The organism is Allobosea sp. RIT-PG3_2 (assembly GCF_057321085.1).
In genome coordinates, this window is record NZ_JBXWCA010000004.1 from 297,324 (window position 1) to 314,995 (window position 17,672).

Here is a 17,672-nt window from a genome sequence, read left to right on the forward strand (position 1 = left end):
TTACGCCGCCGGACGCAGGAAGCGGCCGTCGCCCGCCTTGTTGCGGATCTCGGTGCCGTCCCAGGCGAGCTGGCCGCGGACGTAAGTGGCCGCGACGCGGACCCGGAACTCGCGCCCTTCCATCGAGCTCCACTTCACGGCCGACAGGCTCTTGCTGGGGTCGTGGATGAAGCGGCCGGGTTCCAGCACGGTGATGTCGGCATCGGCGCCGGCTTCGAGCCGGCCCTTGTCGGCAAGCAGGAAGGCCTTGGCCGGCCCCTCGCAGAGCTGCTTCACCACGATGGTCGGCGACAGCCCGTGCTCCTCGCAGCCGGTCCAGAGCGCCGGCAGCAGCGTCTCGATGCCCGGCCCGCCCGAGGTGTTCTTGAAGACCATCGGATCGCCCTTCTTCTCCAACCCCCAGGAGACGTGATCGGACGAGATGAAGTCGCAATGGCCGGCGGCGAGATGGCTCCAGAGCAGGTCGCTCTCGGCCTTCGGGCGGATCGGCGGGTAGTGCTTCACCTTCGCGCCGAAGCGCGGCACATGCTCCTCGGCGTTGAGCATGAAGTACTGCACGCAGCTCTCGACCGTCGCCTTGTAGCCGGCGCGCTTGTACATGTTGCAGATCTCGAAGCCGCGCGAGGTCGAGACGTGGACGGCATGGGCACGTGCGCCCGTCTCGGCGCCGATCTCGTAGATGCGGGCGGTGGCGAGGTTCTCGATCAGCGGGGTGTGGGCGCGCAGGAAGGCGTCCGGGCCGGTATCGCCGGCTTCGATCAGCCTGGCGATATTGCGCCGGGTCATCTCCTGGTCCTGGTTATGGACGCCGCAAAGCAGGCCGGTCGGCTCGATCAGCTTGAAGGCTTCGTAGAGCGTGTCGTCGCCGATGCGCGGAAAGCGCGTCGGATTGGCCTCGAAGGTCGAGAACTTGAAGGCGCAGGCGCCGGCCTCGACGAGGCCCGGAATGGCATGAAGCCCGTTCTCGATCGTGATCGTGGCATAGAGCGCGACATCGACATGGGCGTCGCGTTCGACCACCGCGACCTTCTCGTTGAAGAGCTCGGCGCTGGTGACGGGCTCCGGCTCGTCATAGGGCATGTCGACCATGACGGTGACGCCACCGGCCGCCGCGGCGCGCGAGCACATGCCGATGCCCTCGTGATTGGCCTGGCTGCCGGAATGGACCTGCCCGTCGATGACGCCCGGAATGATCCATTGGCCACGGAAATCCTGCGTCTCCCGGGCCGAAGGTGGCGTGCCCTGGCCGACCTTGCCGACCTTGCCGCCGGTGACGGCGACATAGCCGTCCTCGATGATCCGGTCGGACAACACGATGTTGCCGCGGAGGACGAGATCGAAATCGCTCATGGTCGGGGTATCCGGTTGATCCTGCGGGGGCGTTAGGGCGGGCGCGGACTAGTCTTCGCGGCCGAGCGCGTATTCGGTGAAGTTCATGCCGAGCGCCTTCTCGACGATCGGATAGACGCTCGGATCGGTCACGCTGGAGCTCAGCGGAATCTTGCTCTTGGGTACGCGCAGTACCGAAAGCTCCATGCCTTCGCGGATATGGCCGGCGCTGACCGGCTGGCCGTCGGTGTCGAGCGTGGTGATCACATCCGGGAAACAGGCGTGGCGGGCGCCGTCGAGATCGGTGACGGCCATGTACTCGTTCATGACGTGGATGACGCGCGCGGCCTTGCCGGTCCCGACCTGGATCGTGCCGATATCGAAGGCCTCGTTGGTGTAGCGGACATCCTTCTTGGCGACTGTGCCGCGCGCGATGATCGAGCCGCCGGTCTGGTCGCAGATCGCGTCGATCACGGCCGTGCCGCCCTTCGGCTTGGCGTCGAGGATGCGCTCGCCCAGTGCCAGCGCCATCGAGATGCCGCCGAGCGCCGCGTTCTTGCGGACATAGGCGGCCGAGACCGGGTTGCGGCAGGAGGCGATGAAGCCGCCCGACATGTCCGAGGCCGTCCGCAGGATCGGCGAAACCTTGGCCGTGGCGCCGCGCGTCACCAGCTCGATATACTGGTTCTTGGCGCGATTGCCGCCGACGGCGACCTGGATCGTCGCTTCCGGGCTGTTGGCGAGGCCGATCGACCCCATGTCGCCGGTGGGATGGGCGCGGATGTCGCCGACCGCGTCGACCACCTTGACGCCGAGGATGGCGCTGGGCAGCCAGGCGTTCAGCGTGCTCGACATGCCGTTCTGGCCGATGATCAGGCCGTAGATCGGCTTGCCCAGCGCCTCCTGCAGCAGCTGGACGGCCTTGACGTAGTCGATGCCCCACATCTCCCATTCGGTCGTGCCGGCGGGAGCGCCGATGGCGGCGGCCGTCGCGATGATCGCGTCGTCGGGGATTTCGTCCATGGTGACGAGCTCGGGCTTGCCGGTGTTGACGGCTGCGGTGCCGAGCATGCGGCCGTGATCGGCCCAGCCGCCACCACCCGCCGCGAAGACCGAACCGCCGGCCACGGCGGCCTCGACATCCCTCGTCGTCAGAAAGCGTCTCATCGGCCGGCCTCGTCCCGTGACATTGCCGGTCGTTGCCGGCGCGGGCCGAGCTTAGAGCGCTATTGCGCGAAATGAATCATGCTTATTATGCGGCAGACCATAATCGGATGTTATCGCCATGCGCCTCAACCTCAGGCAGATCGAAGTCTTCCGGGCCATCATGATCACCGGCTCGATCAGTGGCGCGGCCCGGCTGCTTGCGGTCTCGCAACCGGCGATCAGCCGCCTGCTGGCCTATACCGAGGACAGGCTGGCGCTGCGCCTGTTCGAGCGCGTGCGCGGCCGGGTGCAGCCGACCCCGGAGGCCCGCCGACTGTTCCAGGAAGTCGACCAGGTCCACCAGGGCGTGGTCCGGGTCAACGAACTGGCCGAGGAACTTCGCGAGCGCGGCACGGGCTCGGTGCGGATCGTCGCGAGCCCGAGCGTCGGGCAGGCATTGGTGCCCGACGCCATCGCCCGGCTGCGCGAACGCTTCCCGGATCTGCGCGTCGAGTTCGAGGTGCTGACGCTGCTCGAGATCGTCGCCAAGATCGTCAGCGGCCGGGCCGATCTCGGCGTCTCCATCCTGCCGATCGACGAGCCCACGCTCGACATGGAAATCCTGACCGAAGGGCGCCTGATGGTCATCATGCCGCGCGACCATGTCCTCGCGCGGCTGCGCGTCATCCGGCCGGCCGATCTCGCGCCCTATCCGCTGATCGGCTTCGGGCCGCAGACGCCCTATGGCGATGTCGTCGGGCGCGCACTCGCGCTGAAATCGGCGCCGCTCAGGATCAGCACCGTCGTGCGCTTCACGCCGGTCGCCTGCGCGATGGTGCGGGCCGGGGCCGGCATCGCGGTCGTCGACGAGTTCGTGCTGCGCGGGCGCACCTGGCCGGAGCTGGTCTCACGCCCGCTCGCGCCCAAGACGCGGGTGCGCGCGCATCTGCTGACACCGCGCTTCGAGCCGCTCTCGCGGACGGCGAACGCTTTCGTCGATATCCTGCGCGGATTGGTGCCGCCCCCGCCGAAGGACAAGGAGGCGGACACGATCGAAAGCGCTTAACATCATGTTATGGAAACCCGACAACAAATGATTGGCAGGGCATGATTTCGCCCTGTTAGCTTCGCTCCAGACGTGGCCGGATTGTTGCAAGAACAGGGGCGCAACGATCGCGGCATGGCCGTCGCACAACGGGAGCGGGAAGCATGAAGCTGAATTCGATCAGGATGGCGCGCGCCGCCATCAGGGGCGTGGCGCTGGCCGCGCTCATCGCCATGCCGGCCATGGCTGACGATGCCGACCATCCGCAGAACGAGAAGCTGAAGGTGGCCTGCGATCTCGGCTTCGCGCCGTTCTGCTTCAAGACGCCGACGGGCGAGACCACCGGCTTCACCTACGACATGTCGGTGGCGCTGGCCGAGAAGCTCGGCCGCCCGGGCGTCGAGGTGACGGATTCGAACTTCTCGGCGATCTTCGCCGGGCTGTTCTCCAAGCGCTACGAGATGATCCCGGCGCCGACCAACATCACGCCCGAGCGCGCCGCGCAGATGCTGTTCAGCGAGCCCTATATGCCGACGGGCCTCGGCTTCCTCGTCAAGAAGGGCGGCAAGATCGCCAATCTCGACGACCTGAAGGGCAAGGCCCTGTCCGTCAACAACGGCTCGATCTCGGACAAGTGGCTGACCGACAACGAGGCGAAGTACGGCTACACGATCCAGCGCTACAACAAGAACGCAGACGCCGTGCAGGCGGTCATGATCGGCCGTGCCTTCGCCAATGTCGCCGATGCGCCGGTCTCACGCTATGTCGCGACGCAGACGCCGATGGCGGAAGTGCCCTTCGTGCTCGACGGCGGCCGCAATTTCGGCATCGCCTTCCGCAAGGAGGATGCCGCTTTCCGCGCCCAGGTCGAGGTCGCGCTGGAATGCATCAAGACCGATGGGACGCTGGCCAAGATCCATGAGAAATGGTTCGGCGTGAAGCCGGAGACGGCCTCCTCGACCGCGACGGTCTATCCGGGCACGGGCGCGCCGGGCTTCGAGGGCTACGACACGACCGAGCACAAGGCCGCCTGCAAGTGACCTCGCAGCCCGCCATGACGGCCGCGCCGCCCGAGACGATCGTTTCGATCGAGGGGCTGCGCAAGAGCTTCGGCAATGTCGAGGTCTTGTGCGGTGTCGATCTCAAGGTCGGCAAGGGCGAGGCCGTCGTGATCGTCGGCTCCTCCGGTTCGGGCAAGAGCACCTGCCTGCGCTGCATCAACCGGCTGGAGGAACCGACGGCGGGCGCGATCCGCGTCGGCGGGCAGGAGATCACCGGTCCGAAGGTGGACCTCAACCTCCTGCGCCGCCGGATCGGCATGGTCTTCCAGGGCATCCACCTCTATCCGCACAAGACGGCGCTGGGGAACGTGATGCTGGCGCTGCGCAAGGTCGTGGGCTTAAGCAAGGAGGAGGCGGAGCGCAAGGCACGGCACCATCTCGAGGTCGTCGGCCTCGCCCACAAGGCCGATGCCTATCCGGCCGAGCTGTCCGGCGGCCAGCAGCAGCGCGTCGGCATCGCCCGCGCCATGGCGCTGGAGCCGCAGGTCATGCTCTTCGACGAGCCGACCTCGGCGCTCGACCCCGAGCTCGTGGGCGAGGTGCTCAACGTCATGGTCCGCACCAAGGAAATGGGCATGACCATGATCGTGGTGACGCATGAGATGAAGTTCGCGCGCGATGTCGCCGACCGCGTCGTCTTCATGGACCATGGCGCGATCCTGGCCGAGGGCACGCCGCAGGAGATCCTGATCAACCCGCAGCACCAGCGCATCCGCGACTTCGTGATGCGCTCGCACGGCTGACGGGCACCCATGGACCAGATCGTCCGCTACTTCTTCGATTTCGGGCTGTTGTCGGCCTATTGGCCCGACATCCTGCGCGGCTTCCTCATCACCGTCGAAATGTCGATCCTGACGGTGCTGATCGGCATCCCGCTCGGCCTCGCGCTGGCGGTGCTGCGGCTCTACGGCATCCGGCCGTTGAACTGGCTGATCATCTTCTACATCGACTTCTTCCGCTCGATCCCGCAGCTCGTGCTGATCGTGCTCGCCTATTTCGCGCTGCCCTATTTCGGGCTGGTGCTGGAGCCGTTCACGGCGACGGTGCTGGCGCTCGCGATCGTGCTCTCGGCCTTCGCCGAGGAGATCTTCTGGGCCGGCATCAACGCGGTCTCGAAGGGGCAGTGGGAAGCGGGGCGCTCGACGGGCCTCGGCTTCACCCAGACGCTTGCCTACATCATCCTGCCGCAGGTGGTGCGGATGTCGATCCCGCCGCTGACCAACCGCGCCATTGGGATCAGCAAGGGCACGACGCTGGGCTCGGTCGTGGCCGTGCCCGAATTGCTCAACGTGACCTCCAGCATCCAGTCCAACGTCGCCAATCCGACCGCGCTGACCGTCGGCGCGCTGCTCTTCCTGCTGCTGTTCCTGCCCTTCGTGCGCTTCACGCGCTGGCTGGAACATGTCTACGCGCATCCGAGGTCATGATGGACGAGCTCGTCACGACCTTCTTCAACTTCGACGTTCTCCGCCAAGTCTGGCCGCTGCTGCTGCAGGGCTTCTGGATGACGCTGGCACTGGCCGTGGTCGCCGTGCCGCTCTCGGTGCTCTCAGGCATCGCCATCGCCATGGCGCAGGACGTGCCGAGCAAGCTGCTGCGCTTCCTGCTGATCGCCTATGTCGATGTGATGCGCGCCATCCCGCCCCTGGTGCTGCTGATCTTCATCTTCTTCGGCCTGCCTTTCCTCGGCCTGAAGCTCAACGAATTCACGGCGGCCGTGCTGGCGCTGACGCTGAACGGCTCCAGCTACTTCGCCGAGATCTTCCGCGCCGGCATCGAATCCGTGCCGAAGGGCCAGCGCGAGGCGGCGCGCTCGACCGGGCTGAGCTGGTACCAGAGCATGGTCCATGTCGTGGTGCCGCAGGGCACACGCAACGTGCTGCCGGACCTGATCAGCAACACGGTCGAGCTGGTGAAGCAGACCTCGATCGCCTCGGCGGTCGCGCTGCAGGAGCTGCTGCGTTCGGCCCAGCTTGCCCAGGGCCTGCTCTACAACCCGACGCCATTGATCGCGGTAGCGATCGTCTACTTCCTGATGTTCTGGCCCTTCGTGCGGCTGGTCTCGCGGCTGCAGAACCGCACGGCCATGTCGGCTGCGTGAGTGGCCGCTGAATTGGCGCCGGGCTTGACCCGGGAGCGTCATTCTCGGGCGGAGCGAAGCGCAGACCCGAGAATCTCCTGGGAGAGATGCTCGGGTCAAGCCCGAGCATGACGGTTAAGCGCGCCCGCAATGGCGGCGGCTGTGCGACAAGGTCGCGGCGCCCAATGTTAGGCTGCTTAAGCCGTCATCGGGAAAAGCCGCGTGATGCGGTTCGGGTTGGTCTCCGCGAGGAAGATGTCGCCGGACGGCCCGAGCCAGAGGCCATGGGCGCCGTTGAGGACCGGGCGGCAGCGGCCGAGCAGGGTGCCATCCGCCGAGAGCAGGCTCAGCGTCGGGATCGAATCGCAGACATGAATCCGGTCTTCTGCATCGGCAACGACATCCTGGGGACGCAGGAAGGCGTCCCACACCGCCAGCAATTCACCGTCCGCCGTGAAGCTCTGCACGCGGCTGTTCTCGCGATCGGCGACGATGACGCGCCCGTCGCTGAGCACGCAGATGCCGTGCGGCGTCAGGAAGGCGCCCGGCGCCGTGCCGACCGAGCCCCAGCTCGTGATCGGGGCGCCATCGGCGTCGAAGCGATGGATGCGGCCATTGCCATAGCCGTCCGCGACGTAGAAGCCCCCATCGGGCGCGAAGGCGATGTCGCTGGGATGGTTGAAGGGCTGGCCAGGACGGCGGCTCTCGCCGATCTGTCGCCGCACCTGGCCTTCGACATCGCAGAACAGGATGCGATGCGCATCGCGATCGACGATGGCGAGGCCGCCGCCGGGTATCGCCGCGATCTTGTGGGCATCGAGGCAGAGTGCCTCGCCCCAGCTCCGGCGAAAGCTGCCATCGGCCGCGAGCGTGACGACGCAAGGCCCCTCCGGATCGACGGCGCTGTCGCGGCGCAGCAGGACATGCACGAAGCCGGCCTCGTCGATTGCGAGATCGGTGATCCGGCCCGGCGTCGAGGGCAGGGCGCCCCAGGGTCGCTCGATGCCGAACAGTCTGTCGCCGAGCGCAACGCGCAATTCCGTTTTCATCCTGACCTCGTCGCCGTTTCGCGTGCTGTGAGCTGCCATCGCCTCGATGGCCCGGCCGCCCCGGGAGTAAGACCATGAGCGATTTCGATCTCGTCATCCGCGGTGGAACCGCGGTGACCGCTTCCGATATCGGGCCGTTCGATATCGGCATTGCCAATGGCGTCATCGCAGCGATCGGCGCGGGTCTGCCGCGCGGCCGGGAAGAGGTGGACGCGCGGGATCTGCTCGTCCTGCCTGGCGGCGTCGATGCCCACGTCCATCTCGACCAGCCGTTCTCGTCGGGGGCGGAGATCGCCGATGGTTTCGACAGCGGCACGGCCTCGGCCGCAGCGGGCGGGACGACCACGGTCGTCTGCCATGCGCCGCAAATCCGCGGCGGCTCGCTGGCCGGTGCGGTCGTCGCCTATGCCGAGAAGGCGAAGCAGGCGCGGATCGACCATGCCTTCCATCTGCTGGTCAACGACCCGACGCCGGAGGTGCTGGAGCGCGAGCTGCCGGCGCTGGTCGAGGCGGGGCACCGCTCGGTCAAGATCTTCATGACCTATGACAGCAACCGCCTCGGCGATGCGCAGATACTGCAGACGCTCGCCGCCGCGCGTCGTGCCGGCGCGCTCGTCTGCGTGCATGCCGAGCATCACGAACTGATCGGCTGGCTGACGCAGGCGCTGCTTGCGGCCGGCCTGACGGCGCCGCGCCATCTCGCCTGGGCCAAGCCCATGGTGGTCGAGCGCGAGGCGACGCATCGCATCCTGGCGCTGGCCGAGGCGCTGGATATGCCGATCCAGATCTTCCACGTCTCGGGCGCGCAATCGGGCGAGGAGGTCGAGCGGGCCCAAATGCGCGGGCAGAAGGCCTGGGCCGAGACCTGCACGCAATATCTCGTACTGGACGAGGCCGACATGGACCGGCCGGGCTTCGAGGGCGCGAAATTCATGATCTCGCCGGCGCTGCGCTCGGGTGCCGATCGCGAGGCGCTCTGGCAGTTCCTCCGTGACGGCGTCATCGACATCGTCTCGTCCGACCATTCGCCGCTGCGCTACGACGATCCGCGCGGCAAGAAGCAGCACGGCGAGAACGCGCCCTTCAACAAGATCCCGAACGGCGTGCCCGGTCTCGCGGCCCGGTTGCCCATTCTCTATTCGGAGGGCGTCGCAAAGGGCCGCATCGACCTGCGCCGCTTCGTCGATCTCGTCGCGACCAATCCGGCCCGGCGTTTCGGGCTGGCGCCGCGCAAAGGCGCCATCGCCGTCGGGGCGGACGCCGATATCGTGCTGTTCGATCCGAACCGCCGCGTCACGCTCACCAACGACATGCAGCATCACGGCAGCGATTACACGCCCTATGAAGGCATGGAGCTGCAGGGCTATCCGGCCGCCACCTACCAGCGTGGCCGCCTCGTCTTCGACGGCAAGCGCGTACTGGCGCAGCCGGGGCAGGGGCAGTTGCTGGCGCGCGGCCCCTATGCCGAGATCGTGCCGACGGGCCGTTTCCCGACGCCTTTCGATCCGTTCCGCTGAGGCGGCCAAGGAGGGCGCTCAGGCGCCCTCCGGCCTTCCGAGCGGGGCGCCGACGCCGGTGCGCTCGGTGAGCAGGCCATAGTGCTCGACGCGGCGATGGCGGGCGAAATCGAAGATCGTCGCCTTGCCGAAACGGGTGTCGTCGAGGTCGCAGGCATGGACGAGCACGCCGTCCTCCTCATGAGCGAGCTCGCCGACGATCTTGCCGTCGGGCGCCGCGATCAGCGTGCCGCCGAAGAGATGGTGACCATCCTCGCTACCGGCCTTGGCGACGGCCACGACCCAGGTCGAGTTCTGATAGGCGCCGGCCTGCACCGACAGGCGGTGGTGGAAGAGGCGATCGGCCGCCGTCTCGTTCGGGGATTGCGAGTTGACTGACGGGGTGTTGTAGCCGAGCACGACCATCTCGACGCCCTGCAACCCCATGACCCGGTAGGTCTCCGGCCAGCGCCGGTCGTTGCAGATCGCCATGCCGAACAGACCGCCCTCGAACTCCCAGACGGGGAAGCCGAGATCGCCGGGCTCGAAATAGCGCTTCTCGAGATGCTGATGCGCCCGCTCCGGATCGAATTCGACATGGCCCGGCAGATGGATCTTCCGGTACTTGCCGACGATGAGCCCCGTCCGGTCGACCAGGATCGAGCTGTTGAAGTGGCGCCCCTCCGGGGTGAGCTCGGCATAACCGAAGCTCATGGCCAGCCCCAGCTGCTTCGCCTTGTCGAAGAGCGGCTGCGTCTCCGCACCCGGCATCGCACGCTCGAACCAGTGATCGGCCTCGGCGCGGTCCTCGCTGTACCAGCGCGGGAAGAAGGTCGTCAGCGCCAGCTCGGGATAGACGATGAAGGTCGCGCCCTGCGCCTTGGCCGCTTCCATCAGCGCGACCATCCGGTCGACGACTTGCCTGCGGCTTTCGGCCCGTTGAATCGGACCCAGTTGAGCGGCAGCGACGGTGACGAGACGTGGCACGAGGCGTTCCCCGATCAGATGATGGTTGCGGATCGCCCGATGGGTCTCAAGCCAGGCCCGCGAAGGCCGATGCGTCGCATTCGAGCGTGGCTTTTGCCAAGGCGGACCTTTGATTGTTGGACCATGCCCAGCCTTAAAGCGTCGCCTTCCATTCTTCATATGCTTTGTTTGGGAGCAGCTATAAGCCGGTGTTATGCTTTCTGGCGCCCGCGGAGCGGGAAGGCGGATCGGGCATGCGCCGCAAACGGCAAGTCCGGGTGCCGCGACGTTGCAACAGATGTATCAATCATAGTTACATTGGTTGTGTTCGCATGCCGCGGACAGCCGACAGGATGCCGTGATGCCGGAGGATTCGCAGACCCAGGTCAGAGCAGCCTGGCTCTATTACAGGGAGGGTCTGACCCAGGCGGAGATCGCCGCTCGCCTGAAGATGACGCGGCTCAGGGTCAACCGCCTGCTGGTCGAGGCGCGCAGCAGCGGCCTCGTCAACATCACGATTAATTCGCGGCTGGAAAGCTGCGTGCGGCTGGAGCACGCCCTGGTCGAGACTTTCGGTCTCAAGGAGGCGATCGTCTTGCCCGCTCCCGATGATGTCGAGCAAGTCGCGGCGCAGATCGGCAAGGCTGCGGGCGAGCTCCTTTCGCGCATCGTCGAGGAGAAGCCTTCCGGCATCGTCGGCGTCGGCTGGGGCGGGACCCTGCGCGAGACCACCCGGCATGTCAGGGCCGGACAGTATCGAGATCTCACGGTCAGCTCGATGATGGGCGGGCTGACCTACGGCATCGAGCTCAACACCTTCGAGATCGCCGGCCGCTTCGCCCAGCTTTGGCAGGCGGAATGCCACTACCTCGCGGCACCGATCTATGCGGGCACGCCGCAATCGCGCGACACCATCCTGGCGCAGGACGTGTTCGAAGCCGCTTTCGCGCGCATCCGGGCCACCGACGTCGCCATCCTCAGCGCCGGCGACCTGAGCGAGCGTTCCTTTCTCGTGCGCTACGGGCTTCCGCGCGACGTCAGCCCGGCGGACTTGGCGGCGCATGGCGCCGTCGGGGACATGCTCGGGCAATTCATCGACAGCCGCGGCGATCCGATCGACCATTCGATCAACCGCCGGGCCATCGCACTGCCGCTCGAGGGGCTGCGCCGCATTCCCACCGTGATCCTGGCCTCCGGCGGCAAGAACAAGGCCGCGGTGATCGCGGCGGCGCTGCGCGCCAGACTGGCTTCGGTCCTGGTCACGGATGAAGACGCCGCAGCAGCAGCGCTGGCGCTGCATCGGGGCTGAAGCTGCGAGGTTCGCGCGAGACCCGGCCAGAGACCGTGGGCCGAGGGTTTCGGTCAAGCGCTTCGGATCGCCTCCAGAAGCTCCTCGTGGATCAAGCCGTTCGAGACGATCTTCTCCAGGTCTTCGTCGCGTGAATCGATGCCCGCAACCGTCGTCACCCTGCCGCCCGCTGCGCGAACCAGCGGCATGGCGGCGGCGTGCGAGACGATGTCGGCCTTGAGCCCGATGAAGGCATCGAGCTGGCCCGCCGCCACCAGCGACATCTCCAAGCCCCCGGAGACGATCACCCGCACGCCGCGGCACAGCCCTGCCAGCCGCCGGATCACGGCGCAGGTCCGTTCCGAATCCTCGGGCGAATAATGCGAGGTCAGGCAGATCGAGATGACGGCGTCGGCGAGGCTCGTCGTTCCGGAGACCGCGACCGGGCGCTCGTTGACGGTTGACGGGCCGCCCTCGACATAGCGCGCTACGAGGCCGGCGAGCGGCGCATGCGTCAGGCCGAGCAGGGTGCGCCCCTGTTCCTGATAGGCCATGGTCACGGAAAACCAGGGCAGGCCGCTGGCGTAATTCACCGTGCCGTCGAGCGGGTCGACGATCCAGCGCGGCGCGTCGTGTGCACCGGAGAAGCCGGCTTCCTCCGACAGGATCGCTGCTCCAGGCGTCAATCGCGTCAGGCCGTCGATGACGAGTCGTTCGGCCGCGAGGTCCGCGGCAGTGACGACATCCCGAAATTCCTTGCGGCTGATGGCGAGCTGTTCGCCTTGCATGCGGACGAGCAGCTCGGCCGCCTGCCGCGCGAGGGCGCCGGCTTCATCCAGCAATGAGAGAAGGCGGGTGTCAGGCATCCGCAGGAGCCGCCTGCTGCTTGCCGGGATAGGCGGGGTCGAGCAGGAAGGGCCGGCGCGGGCCGTAATCCCCGATCGGCTGGAGATGGCTGACGATGCCCGTCCCGGGCTTCCAGACATGGATTGCGATGGCGGGCGGCTCCATGACGAACATGTTCTCGGTGCCGGCGCGCAGATCCAGCGCCACCTGATGGGCCGTTCCCGGCACGACATAGCCGATCGTGCCGGCGAAGCGCAGCTGGATCGGCCGGTGATAATGCCCGCAGAGAATGCGCTCGATCTCCGGGTGGCGGGCGATCAGCTCGACGAAGCCGGGCGAGACGCGGCAGGGCATGATGTCCATGCCGTCGACGCCGACGGCGAAGGGCGGATGGTGCGTGAAGATCAGGGTCGGGCGCCCCCGGCCCTCGGCGAGGCGCTCGGCCAGCCAGGCTTCGCGCCCGGCGCAGATCTCGCCGCCATCCTCGCCGGCGATCACGGTGTCGAGCCCGATCAGCCGGACCGGGAAGTCCTCGACCGTGTAATGCAGAAATCCGCTCTTCGGCAGATAGGGAAGGTCCTGCCCGAGCTCCGCCGCGAAGCTTTCCCGCCGATCGTGATTGCCGGGCACGACATAGACCGGCATCGGCAGCCGGGCGAGCTGCTCGCGAACGATGCCGTATTCCTCCGCCAGGCCGCAATCCGACAGGTCGCCGGTCACCAGCACGCAATCCGGCCGGGGCTCCATCGCCAGCACGGCGTCGATGGCCTCCCGGATCGCCGCATTGGTATCGACGACGCCGTAGGCGGGCCGGCCATGCGGCCGGGCATGGAAGTCGCTGAGCTGGGCGATGATCATCGGAAGGCGTCCCGCATATGGAAGAGAGCGTGACCGCCCGGCCCGAAGCCGAGCGGTCGTATCGTCAGCCGAAATCGCGGCTCACTTCATCAGGGCTTCGGTCTCGGAGACGATGCGCTCGATGCCGGCCTTGGGCTGGATCTCGCCGCGCATCACGCCGGCGACGACCTCGCGCTGCTGGCGCCAGATGCGCACCGAATTGCCGCCCGGATAGCCTTCCCACGGCGCAGCGCGCGAAACCTGGCCGTTGATCGTGCGGAAATTGGCGTTCTCCTTGTAGAACGGGCCGAGGAACGCATCGTCGCCGGCGCGCAGATTGGTCGGCATGTAGCCGGCGGTCTCGACCACGATCTTCTGGGCCTCAGGTCCGGTCACGAACTTGATGAACTCCCAGGCCGCCTTCTGCTTGGCAGCGTCCTTGGCGGTGATCAGCGCGGCGTTGCCGCCGGTCGGCAGCTTGCCCTTGGCCTTGTCGTCGACCGGGAAGAGCGCGGTCTTCAGCGTGAAGCGGTCGCCGATCAGGTCGGTGACCTGGCGCAGCCGGGCGGGGGTGTCGAAGAAGATGCCGATCTTGCCGGCGATGAACTGCTGGCGTGACTGGTCCCAGTCGATCAGCGGCATGCCGCCTTCCGTGACGAAGCTGCGCAGCGTCGCCAGCGTCTTCTCGCCGACATCGCCGCCGAAGGCGACCTTCTTGCCATCGGCCGACAGCATGGAATGCCCGCCCTGCAGGATGATGCCGCGCCAGAGCCAGTCATCCGGCCAGTCATGGATGTTGTAGGCGAGGCCGGCGGTGTCGCCGCTGCGGATCTTCTTGGCGAGCGCGACGAGATCGGCCCAGTTGTCAGGCATCTTCTCGGGATCGCCGCCGGCCTTCTTCACCAGCTCGGCGTTGAAATACATCAGCGGCGTCGAGGCATTGAAGGCGAGGCCGGCCTGCTTGCCGGCGACCTGGCCGAGCGAGAGCAGCGCGTCGGAATAGTTGGCCTTGCGCCAGGCTTCGGGCTCGGCCTTGAGCAGGGGGCCGAGATCGACGATCTGCTTGCGCTTGTCGAGGGATTCGACCAGCTCGGTCAGCAGGTGGAAGCCGGAATAATAGACGTCTGGCAACTGGTTGGTGACGGACTGACGGAGCATCGCCTGATGCCCCTCGTCATAGCTCGCCGCAGGCGCCCGGAAATTGATCTTGATGTCCGGGTTCTTCTTCATGAATTCCGCGGCGATCGGCTCATGGAACTTGGCGAAGGCCGGGAAGGCGTAGAGCACGTCGAGCGTGACTTGCTCGGCCCTGGCCGCCGTCGAGGCGAGGAGGGCGAGTGCTGCCGCGGCAAATGCTTTGCCGAGAGGTTTCATGCGTGATCTCCTTGGCATGACAGCGGTGCTGTCGGGGTTGGACGATGCTTCAGGCCTGAACGTCTTGCGGGGGGCGCGGCCGGGTCATGCGGCGCCGGCTACTTCACCCCGGTCATGGTGATGCCGTCGATGAACCGGCGCCTGGCGACGAGGAAGGCGATGACGAGCGGCGCGGTCAGGATCGTCGCCGCCGCCGTGAGCGCGCCGTAGTTCGATCCGGTCTCGGCATCGGCGAAGAACATCATGCCGAGCGGCGGCGGCGCGAGCCTGGTGTCGGAGATGACGATCAGCGGCCAGTAGAGGTCGTTCCAGTGTGCCACTGCCGAGAACACCGAGAAGGCGGCGATGGCGGGCCAGGCGCTTGGCGTCACGATGCGCCAGACGATCTCGAACTCGCTCATGCCGTCGAGCCGGGCGGCGTTGATGATGTCGTCGGGGAAGCTGCGAAAGAACTGGCGGAACAGGAAGATGGCGAAGACCGAGAGGAAGAATGGCACCATCATCGCGAAATAGGTGTTGAGCAGGCCGAGCTGGGCGAGCGCGATATAAAGCGGCATCGCCGGCACCTGCACGGGGATGCAGAGCCCGAGCAGCACCAGCACGAACAGCGCGTTGCGGCCGGGGAAGTTCAGCTTCGCCAGCGCGTAGGCGCAGGGGATGGCGACCAGGAGCTGCACGACCAGGATGCCGCCGCAGAGGATGACACCGTTCAGCGCGAAGCGCAGCAGCGGCGCTTTCTCCAGGGCGAAGCCGTAATTCTGTATGCCGTAGAACTGCTTCGGCCAGAGCGAGATCTCGGCGTTGAAGATCTCGGCCGGCGGCTTGATCGAGGTCACCAGCATCCAGATGAAGGGCGCCAGCATGAAGATCGCCCCGGCGATCAGGACGCCATGGATCAGCACGAGCGAGAGGAAGCGACGCAGCACCGAATGGGCGGGCGTGACCGGGCCGGCGGCAGCGAGCGTGAGATCGGCCATCAGTAATGCACCTTCTTGTCGAGGGCGAAGGTCTGCGCGGCCGAGAAGACGAGGATGAAGGCGAGGAAGATGAAGGTCAGCGCTGCGGCGTAGCCGGTGTGGAAGTACTGAAAGCCTTCGAGATAGATGTTGTAGAGCAGCACCTCGGTCGAGCCGACCGGACCGCCGCGCGTCATCACCGCCACCGTGTCGAAGATCTTGAAGGCGGTGATCATCGTGGTGACCAGCACGAACATCGTCGTCGGGCCGAGCAGCGGCCAGGTGATGGTCAGGAAGCGGTCGATGCCGCTGGAGCAGCCGTCGATATCGGCGGCTTCGTAGAGATCGCGCGGGATCGCGGTCAGCCCGGCGAGGAACAGGATCATGTTGAAGCCGAGCAACTGCCAGATCCCGATCACGGCGAGCGTCGCCAGCGCCGTCGAGGGCTCGCTGAGGAAGGCGACCGGACTGAAGCCCAGCCATTTCAGCAAGCCGTTGACCGGGCCGAGCGAGGGATGGAGCAGGAACTGCCAGACGGTCGCCATGGCGATCAGGGTCGAGGTCACCGGCAGGAAGTAGATCACCTCGTAGAAGGAGCGGCTGCGATGGCGCCGATGCACGAGCACCGCGATCAGCAAGGCACCGAACACCCCGCCGGGCACGACGATCGCGACATAGAGCAGCGTGTTGACGAGCGAGCGCCGGATGATCGGATCGGCCAGCGCCTTCTGGAAGTTGGCGAGGCCGACCCAATCCATGTCGACGCCGCCGAATTCGTAGTTCGTGAGGCTGAGCAGCAGCAGGACCGCGAGCGGGATCAGGATGGTCAGCAACAGCAGGACGAAGGCCGGCAGGGCGAAGCCGAGCCCGGTGAAGCGCTCGATACGAAGCCTGCGGCGGGCGACCGGGGCAAAGTCTGCGGGGGATGCGAGGGCGAGCGTCATGCTCAGGCCCTCAGCGGGATGACGGAGCCGGTGGCGACGCCCTGGCCGCGCGGCTCGATGCGATCGCCATCGGCTCCGAAGATATGGGCCGCGGCCTCGTCGAAACCGAGCGTGACTTCGCTGGCCTCGTTCACGCCGGCTGCGATCGCGGGCGAGGTGCGCATGGTCACGCCCTCGGCATCGCGCCCGGCGAGATCGAAATGCAGGATGTATTCGGAGCCGAGATTCTCCTTGCGCCGCAGCCGCGCCGAGAACCAGGCGCGTCCAGGCCCGGGCTCGCCATGGACGAGCGTCAGCGCCTCCGAGCGGATGCCGAGCGTGATCGCCTGACCCTGCGCCTCGGTGACCGCGAGCGACATCGGCCGGCCGAAGAGCTCGAGGCGCCCGGAGGTTCCGACGGTCGCGGGCAGGAGGTTGATCGCCGGGCTGCCGATGAATTGCGCGACCTTCAGCGAGGCCGGTTTCTCATAGAGCTGCGAGGGCGTGCCGAGCTGCAGGATCGAGCCCGAATCCATCATGGCGACGCGGTCCGACATCGTCATCGCCTCGACCTGGTCGTGGGTGACGTAGATGAAGGTGGCGCCCAGCCGCTTGTGCAGCTCGGCCAGCTCGGTGCGCATATGGACGCGTAGCTTGGCGTCGAGATTGGAAAGCGGCTCGTCCATCAGGAAGACGTCGGGGCTGCGCACCATCGCGCGGCCGAGCGCGACGCGCTGGCGCTGGCCGCCGGAAAGCTGCGCCGGCTTGCGGTCGAGCAGATGCTCGAGCTGGAGCTGCGCCGCAACCGCCCCGACATCGGCCTCGATGCCGCGCATGACCTCGCGCCGTCGCGGCGACAGCCATTTAAGGAGCGGCAGGCGCTGCCTGAGCTTCAGCCGCGACATCGTCAGCGGCAGCGCGATGTTCGCCCGCACGCTCATATGCGGATAGAGCGCGTAGGACTGGAACACCATCGCCACGCGCCGCTCATGCGGCCGCAAATGGTCGACGCGATTGCCGCCGATGGCGACGCTGCCGCCGTCCTGATGCTCGAGCCCGGCGATGATCCGGATCAGGGTCGATTTCCCGCAGCCGGAGGGGCCGACCAGCGTCAGGAACTCGCCATCGGCGATGTCGAGATCGACGCCGCCGAGAACCTTCGTCGAGCCGAAGGATTTCGCGATGGAGGACAGTGCGACTTTGGCCATCTCGTTTCGCCTCTTTTTGGGCCCTAGGGCTCTTCGGTGGGCGTGTCGTGCTCGGCCGCTGGAGGCGG

Annotated in this window: 17 protein-coding genes; 7 read left to right on the forward strand and 10 right to left on the reverse strand. The window is 66.8% G+C overall.

Annotated features, from left to right (window positions below; all coding sequences use genetic code 11):
* The gene (locus tag AC2FAN_RS14690) at positions 1-1,350 is read right to left on the reverse strand and encodes a dihydroorotase (RefSeq protein WP_485175001.1); all 1,350 of its coding nucleotides are present in this window, start codon (positions 1,348-1,350) and stop codon (positions 1-3) included.
* Positions 1,351-1,398: 48 nt separating this feature from the next.
* On the reverse strand, positions 1,399-2,496 hold the full coding sequence (locus AC2FAN_RS14695; protein WP_485175003.1) for an S-methyl thiohydantoin desulfurase family protein: 1,098 nt from the start codon (positions 2,494-2,496) through the stop codon (positions 1,399-1,401).
* Positions 2,497-2,614: 118 nt separating this feature from the next.
* Between AC2FAN_RS14695 and AC2FAN_RS14700 the strand changes: the two genes are divergently transcribed.
* The 5 genes from AC2FAN_RS14700 to AC2FAN_RS14720 all read left to right on the forward strand — a co-directional run bounded on the left by AC2FAN_RS14700 (position 2,615) and on the right by AC2FAN_RS14720 (position 6,682).
* Positions 2,615-3,541, forward strand: a complete 927-nt coding sequence (locus tag AC2FAN_RS14700; protein WP_476806539.1) for a LysR family transcriptional regulator — start codon at positions 2,615-2,617, stop codon at positions 3,539-3,541.
* A 143-nt stretch (positions 3,542-3,684) separates the two neighbouring features.
* Entirely contained in the window at positions 3,685-4,560 is an 876-nt protein-coding gene (locus AC2FAN_RS14705; RefSeq protein WP_265050577.1) for a substrate-binding periplasmic protein, read from the forward strand.
* A gap of 14 nt (positions 4,561-4,574) precedes the next feature.
* A complete protein-coding gene (locus tag AC2FAN_RS14710) occupies positions 4,575-5,324 on the forward strand; it encodes an amino acid ABC transporter ATP-binding protein (RefSeq protein ID WP_485175250.1) in 750 nt (249 codons plus the stop codon).
* A 9-nt stretch (positions 5,325-5,333) separates the two neighbouring features.
* Positions 5,334-6,008 (forward strand): amino acid ABC transporter permease, encoded by a 675-nt coding sequence (locus AC2FAN_RS14715; protein ID WP_265050575.1) that lies wholly within the window; start codon positions 5,334-5,336, stop codon positions 6,006-6,008.
* Positions 6,008-6,682 (forward strand): amino acid ABC transporter permease, encoded by a 675-nt coding sequence (locus AC2FAN_RS14720; RefSeq protein ID WP_265050574.1) that lies wholly within the window; start codon positions 6,008-6,010, stop codon positions 6,680-6,682. Before AC2FAN_RS14715 ends, AC2FAN_RS14720 begins: the two co-directional genes overlap by 1 nt.
* Positions 6,683-6,858: 176 nt before the next feature.
* Here the strand turns inward: AC2FAN_RS14720 and AC2FAN_RS14725 are convergent, their stop codons facing one another.
* On the reverse strand, positions 6,859-7,710 hold the full coding sequence (locus tag AC2FAN_RS14725; protein WP_485175006.1) for an NHL repeat-containing protein: 852 nt from the start codon (positions 7,708-7,710) through the stop codon (positions 6,859-6,861).
* A 74-nt stretch (positions 7,711-7,784) separates the two neighbouring features.
* Between AC2FAN_RS14725 and hydA the strand changes: the two genes are divergently transcribed.
* Complete coding sequence (gene hydA / locus AC2FAN_RS14730) at positions 7,785-9,227, forward strand: dihydropyrimidinase (protein ID WP_485175008.1); 1,443 nt, start codon at positions 7,785-7,787, stop codon at positions 9,225-9,227.
* An 18-nt stretch (positions 9,228-9,245) separates the two neighbouring features.
* Here hydA and AC2FAN_RS14735 read toward each other — a convergent pair whose 3' ends face one another.
* Entirely contained in the window at positions 9,246-10,193 is a 948-nt protein-coding gene (locus tag AC2FAN_RS14735; protein ID WP_485175010.1) for an N-carbamoyl-D-amino-acid hydrolase, read from the reverse strand.
* Between the two features lie 340 nt (positions 10,194-10,533).
* Here AC2FAN_RS14735 and AC2FAN_RS14740 point away from each other — a divergent pair, with 340 nt between their 5' ends.
* Positions 10,534-11,481, forward strand: coding sequence for a sugar-binding transcriptional regulator (locus AC2FAN_RS14740; RefSeq protein WP_485175012.1), 948 nt, complete (start codon positions 10,534-10,536; stop codon positions 11,479-11,481).
* A gap of 53 nt (positions 11,482-11,534) precedes the next feature.
* Here the strand turns inward: AC2FAN_RS14740 and AC2FAN_RS14745 are convergent, their stop codons facing one another.
* The 6 genes from AC2FAN_RS14745 to AC2FAN_RS14770 form a co-directional block, all read right to left on the reverse strand.
* On the reverse strand, positions 11,535-12,326 hold the full coding sequence (locus tag AC2FAN_RS14745) for an inositol monophosphatase family protein (RefSeq protein ID WP_485175014.1): 792 nt from the start codon (positions 12,324-12,326) through the stop codon (positions 11,535-11,537).
* Positions 12,319-13,164, reverse strand: a complete 846-nt coding sequence (locus AC2FAN_RS14750) for a phosphodiesterase (RefSeq protein WP_485175016.1) — start codon at positions 13,162-13,164, stop codon at positions 12,319-12,321. The genes AC2FAN_RS14745 and AC2FAN_RS14750 overlap by 8 nt, the downstream gene beginning before the upstream one ends.
* A gap of 81 nt (positions 13,165-13,245) precedes the next feature.
* Entirely contained in the window at positions 13,246-14,517 is a 1,272-nt protein-coding gene (locus AC2FAN_RS14755) for an extracellular solute-binding protein (protein WP_485175018.1), read from the reverse strand.
* Positions 14,518-14,615: 98 nt separating this feature from the next.
* Positions 14,616-15,494 (reverse strand): carbohydrate ABC transporter permease, encoded by an 879-nt coding sequence (locus AC2FAN_RS14760; protein WP_485175020.1) that lies wholly within the window; start codon positions 15,492-15,494, stop codon positions 14,616-14,618.
* Positions 15,494-16,417, reverse strand: a complete 924-nt coding sequence (locus AC2FAN_RS14765; protein WP_265050565.1) for a carbohydrate ABC transporter permease — start codon at positions 16,415-16,417, stop codon at positions 15,494-15,496. The genes AC2FAN_RS14760 and AC2FAN_RS14765 overlap by 1 nt, the downstream gene beginning before the upstream one ends.
* 2 nt (positions 16,418-16,419) lie before the next feature.
* Positions 16,420-17,604, reverse strand: a complete 1,185-nt coding sequence (locus AC2FAN_RS14770) for an ABC transporter ATP-binding protein (RefSeq protein ID WP_485175022.1) — start codon at positions 17,602-17,604, stop codon at positions 16,420-16,422.
* Positions 17,605-17,672: the final 68 nt, after the last annotated feature.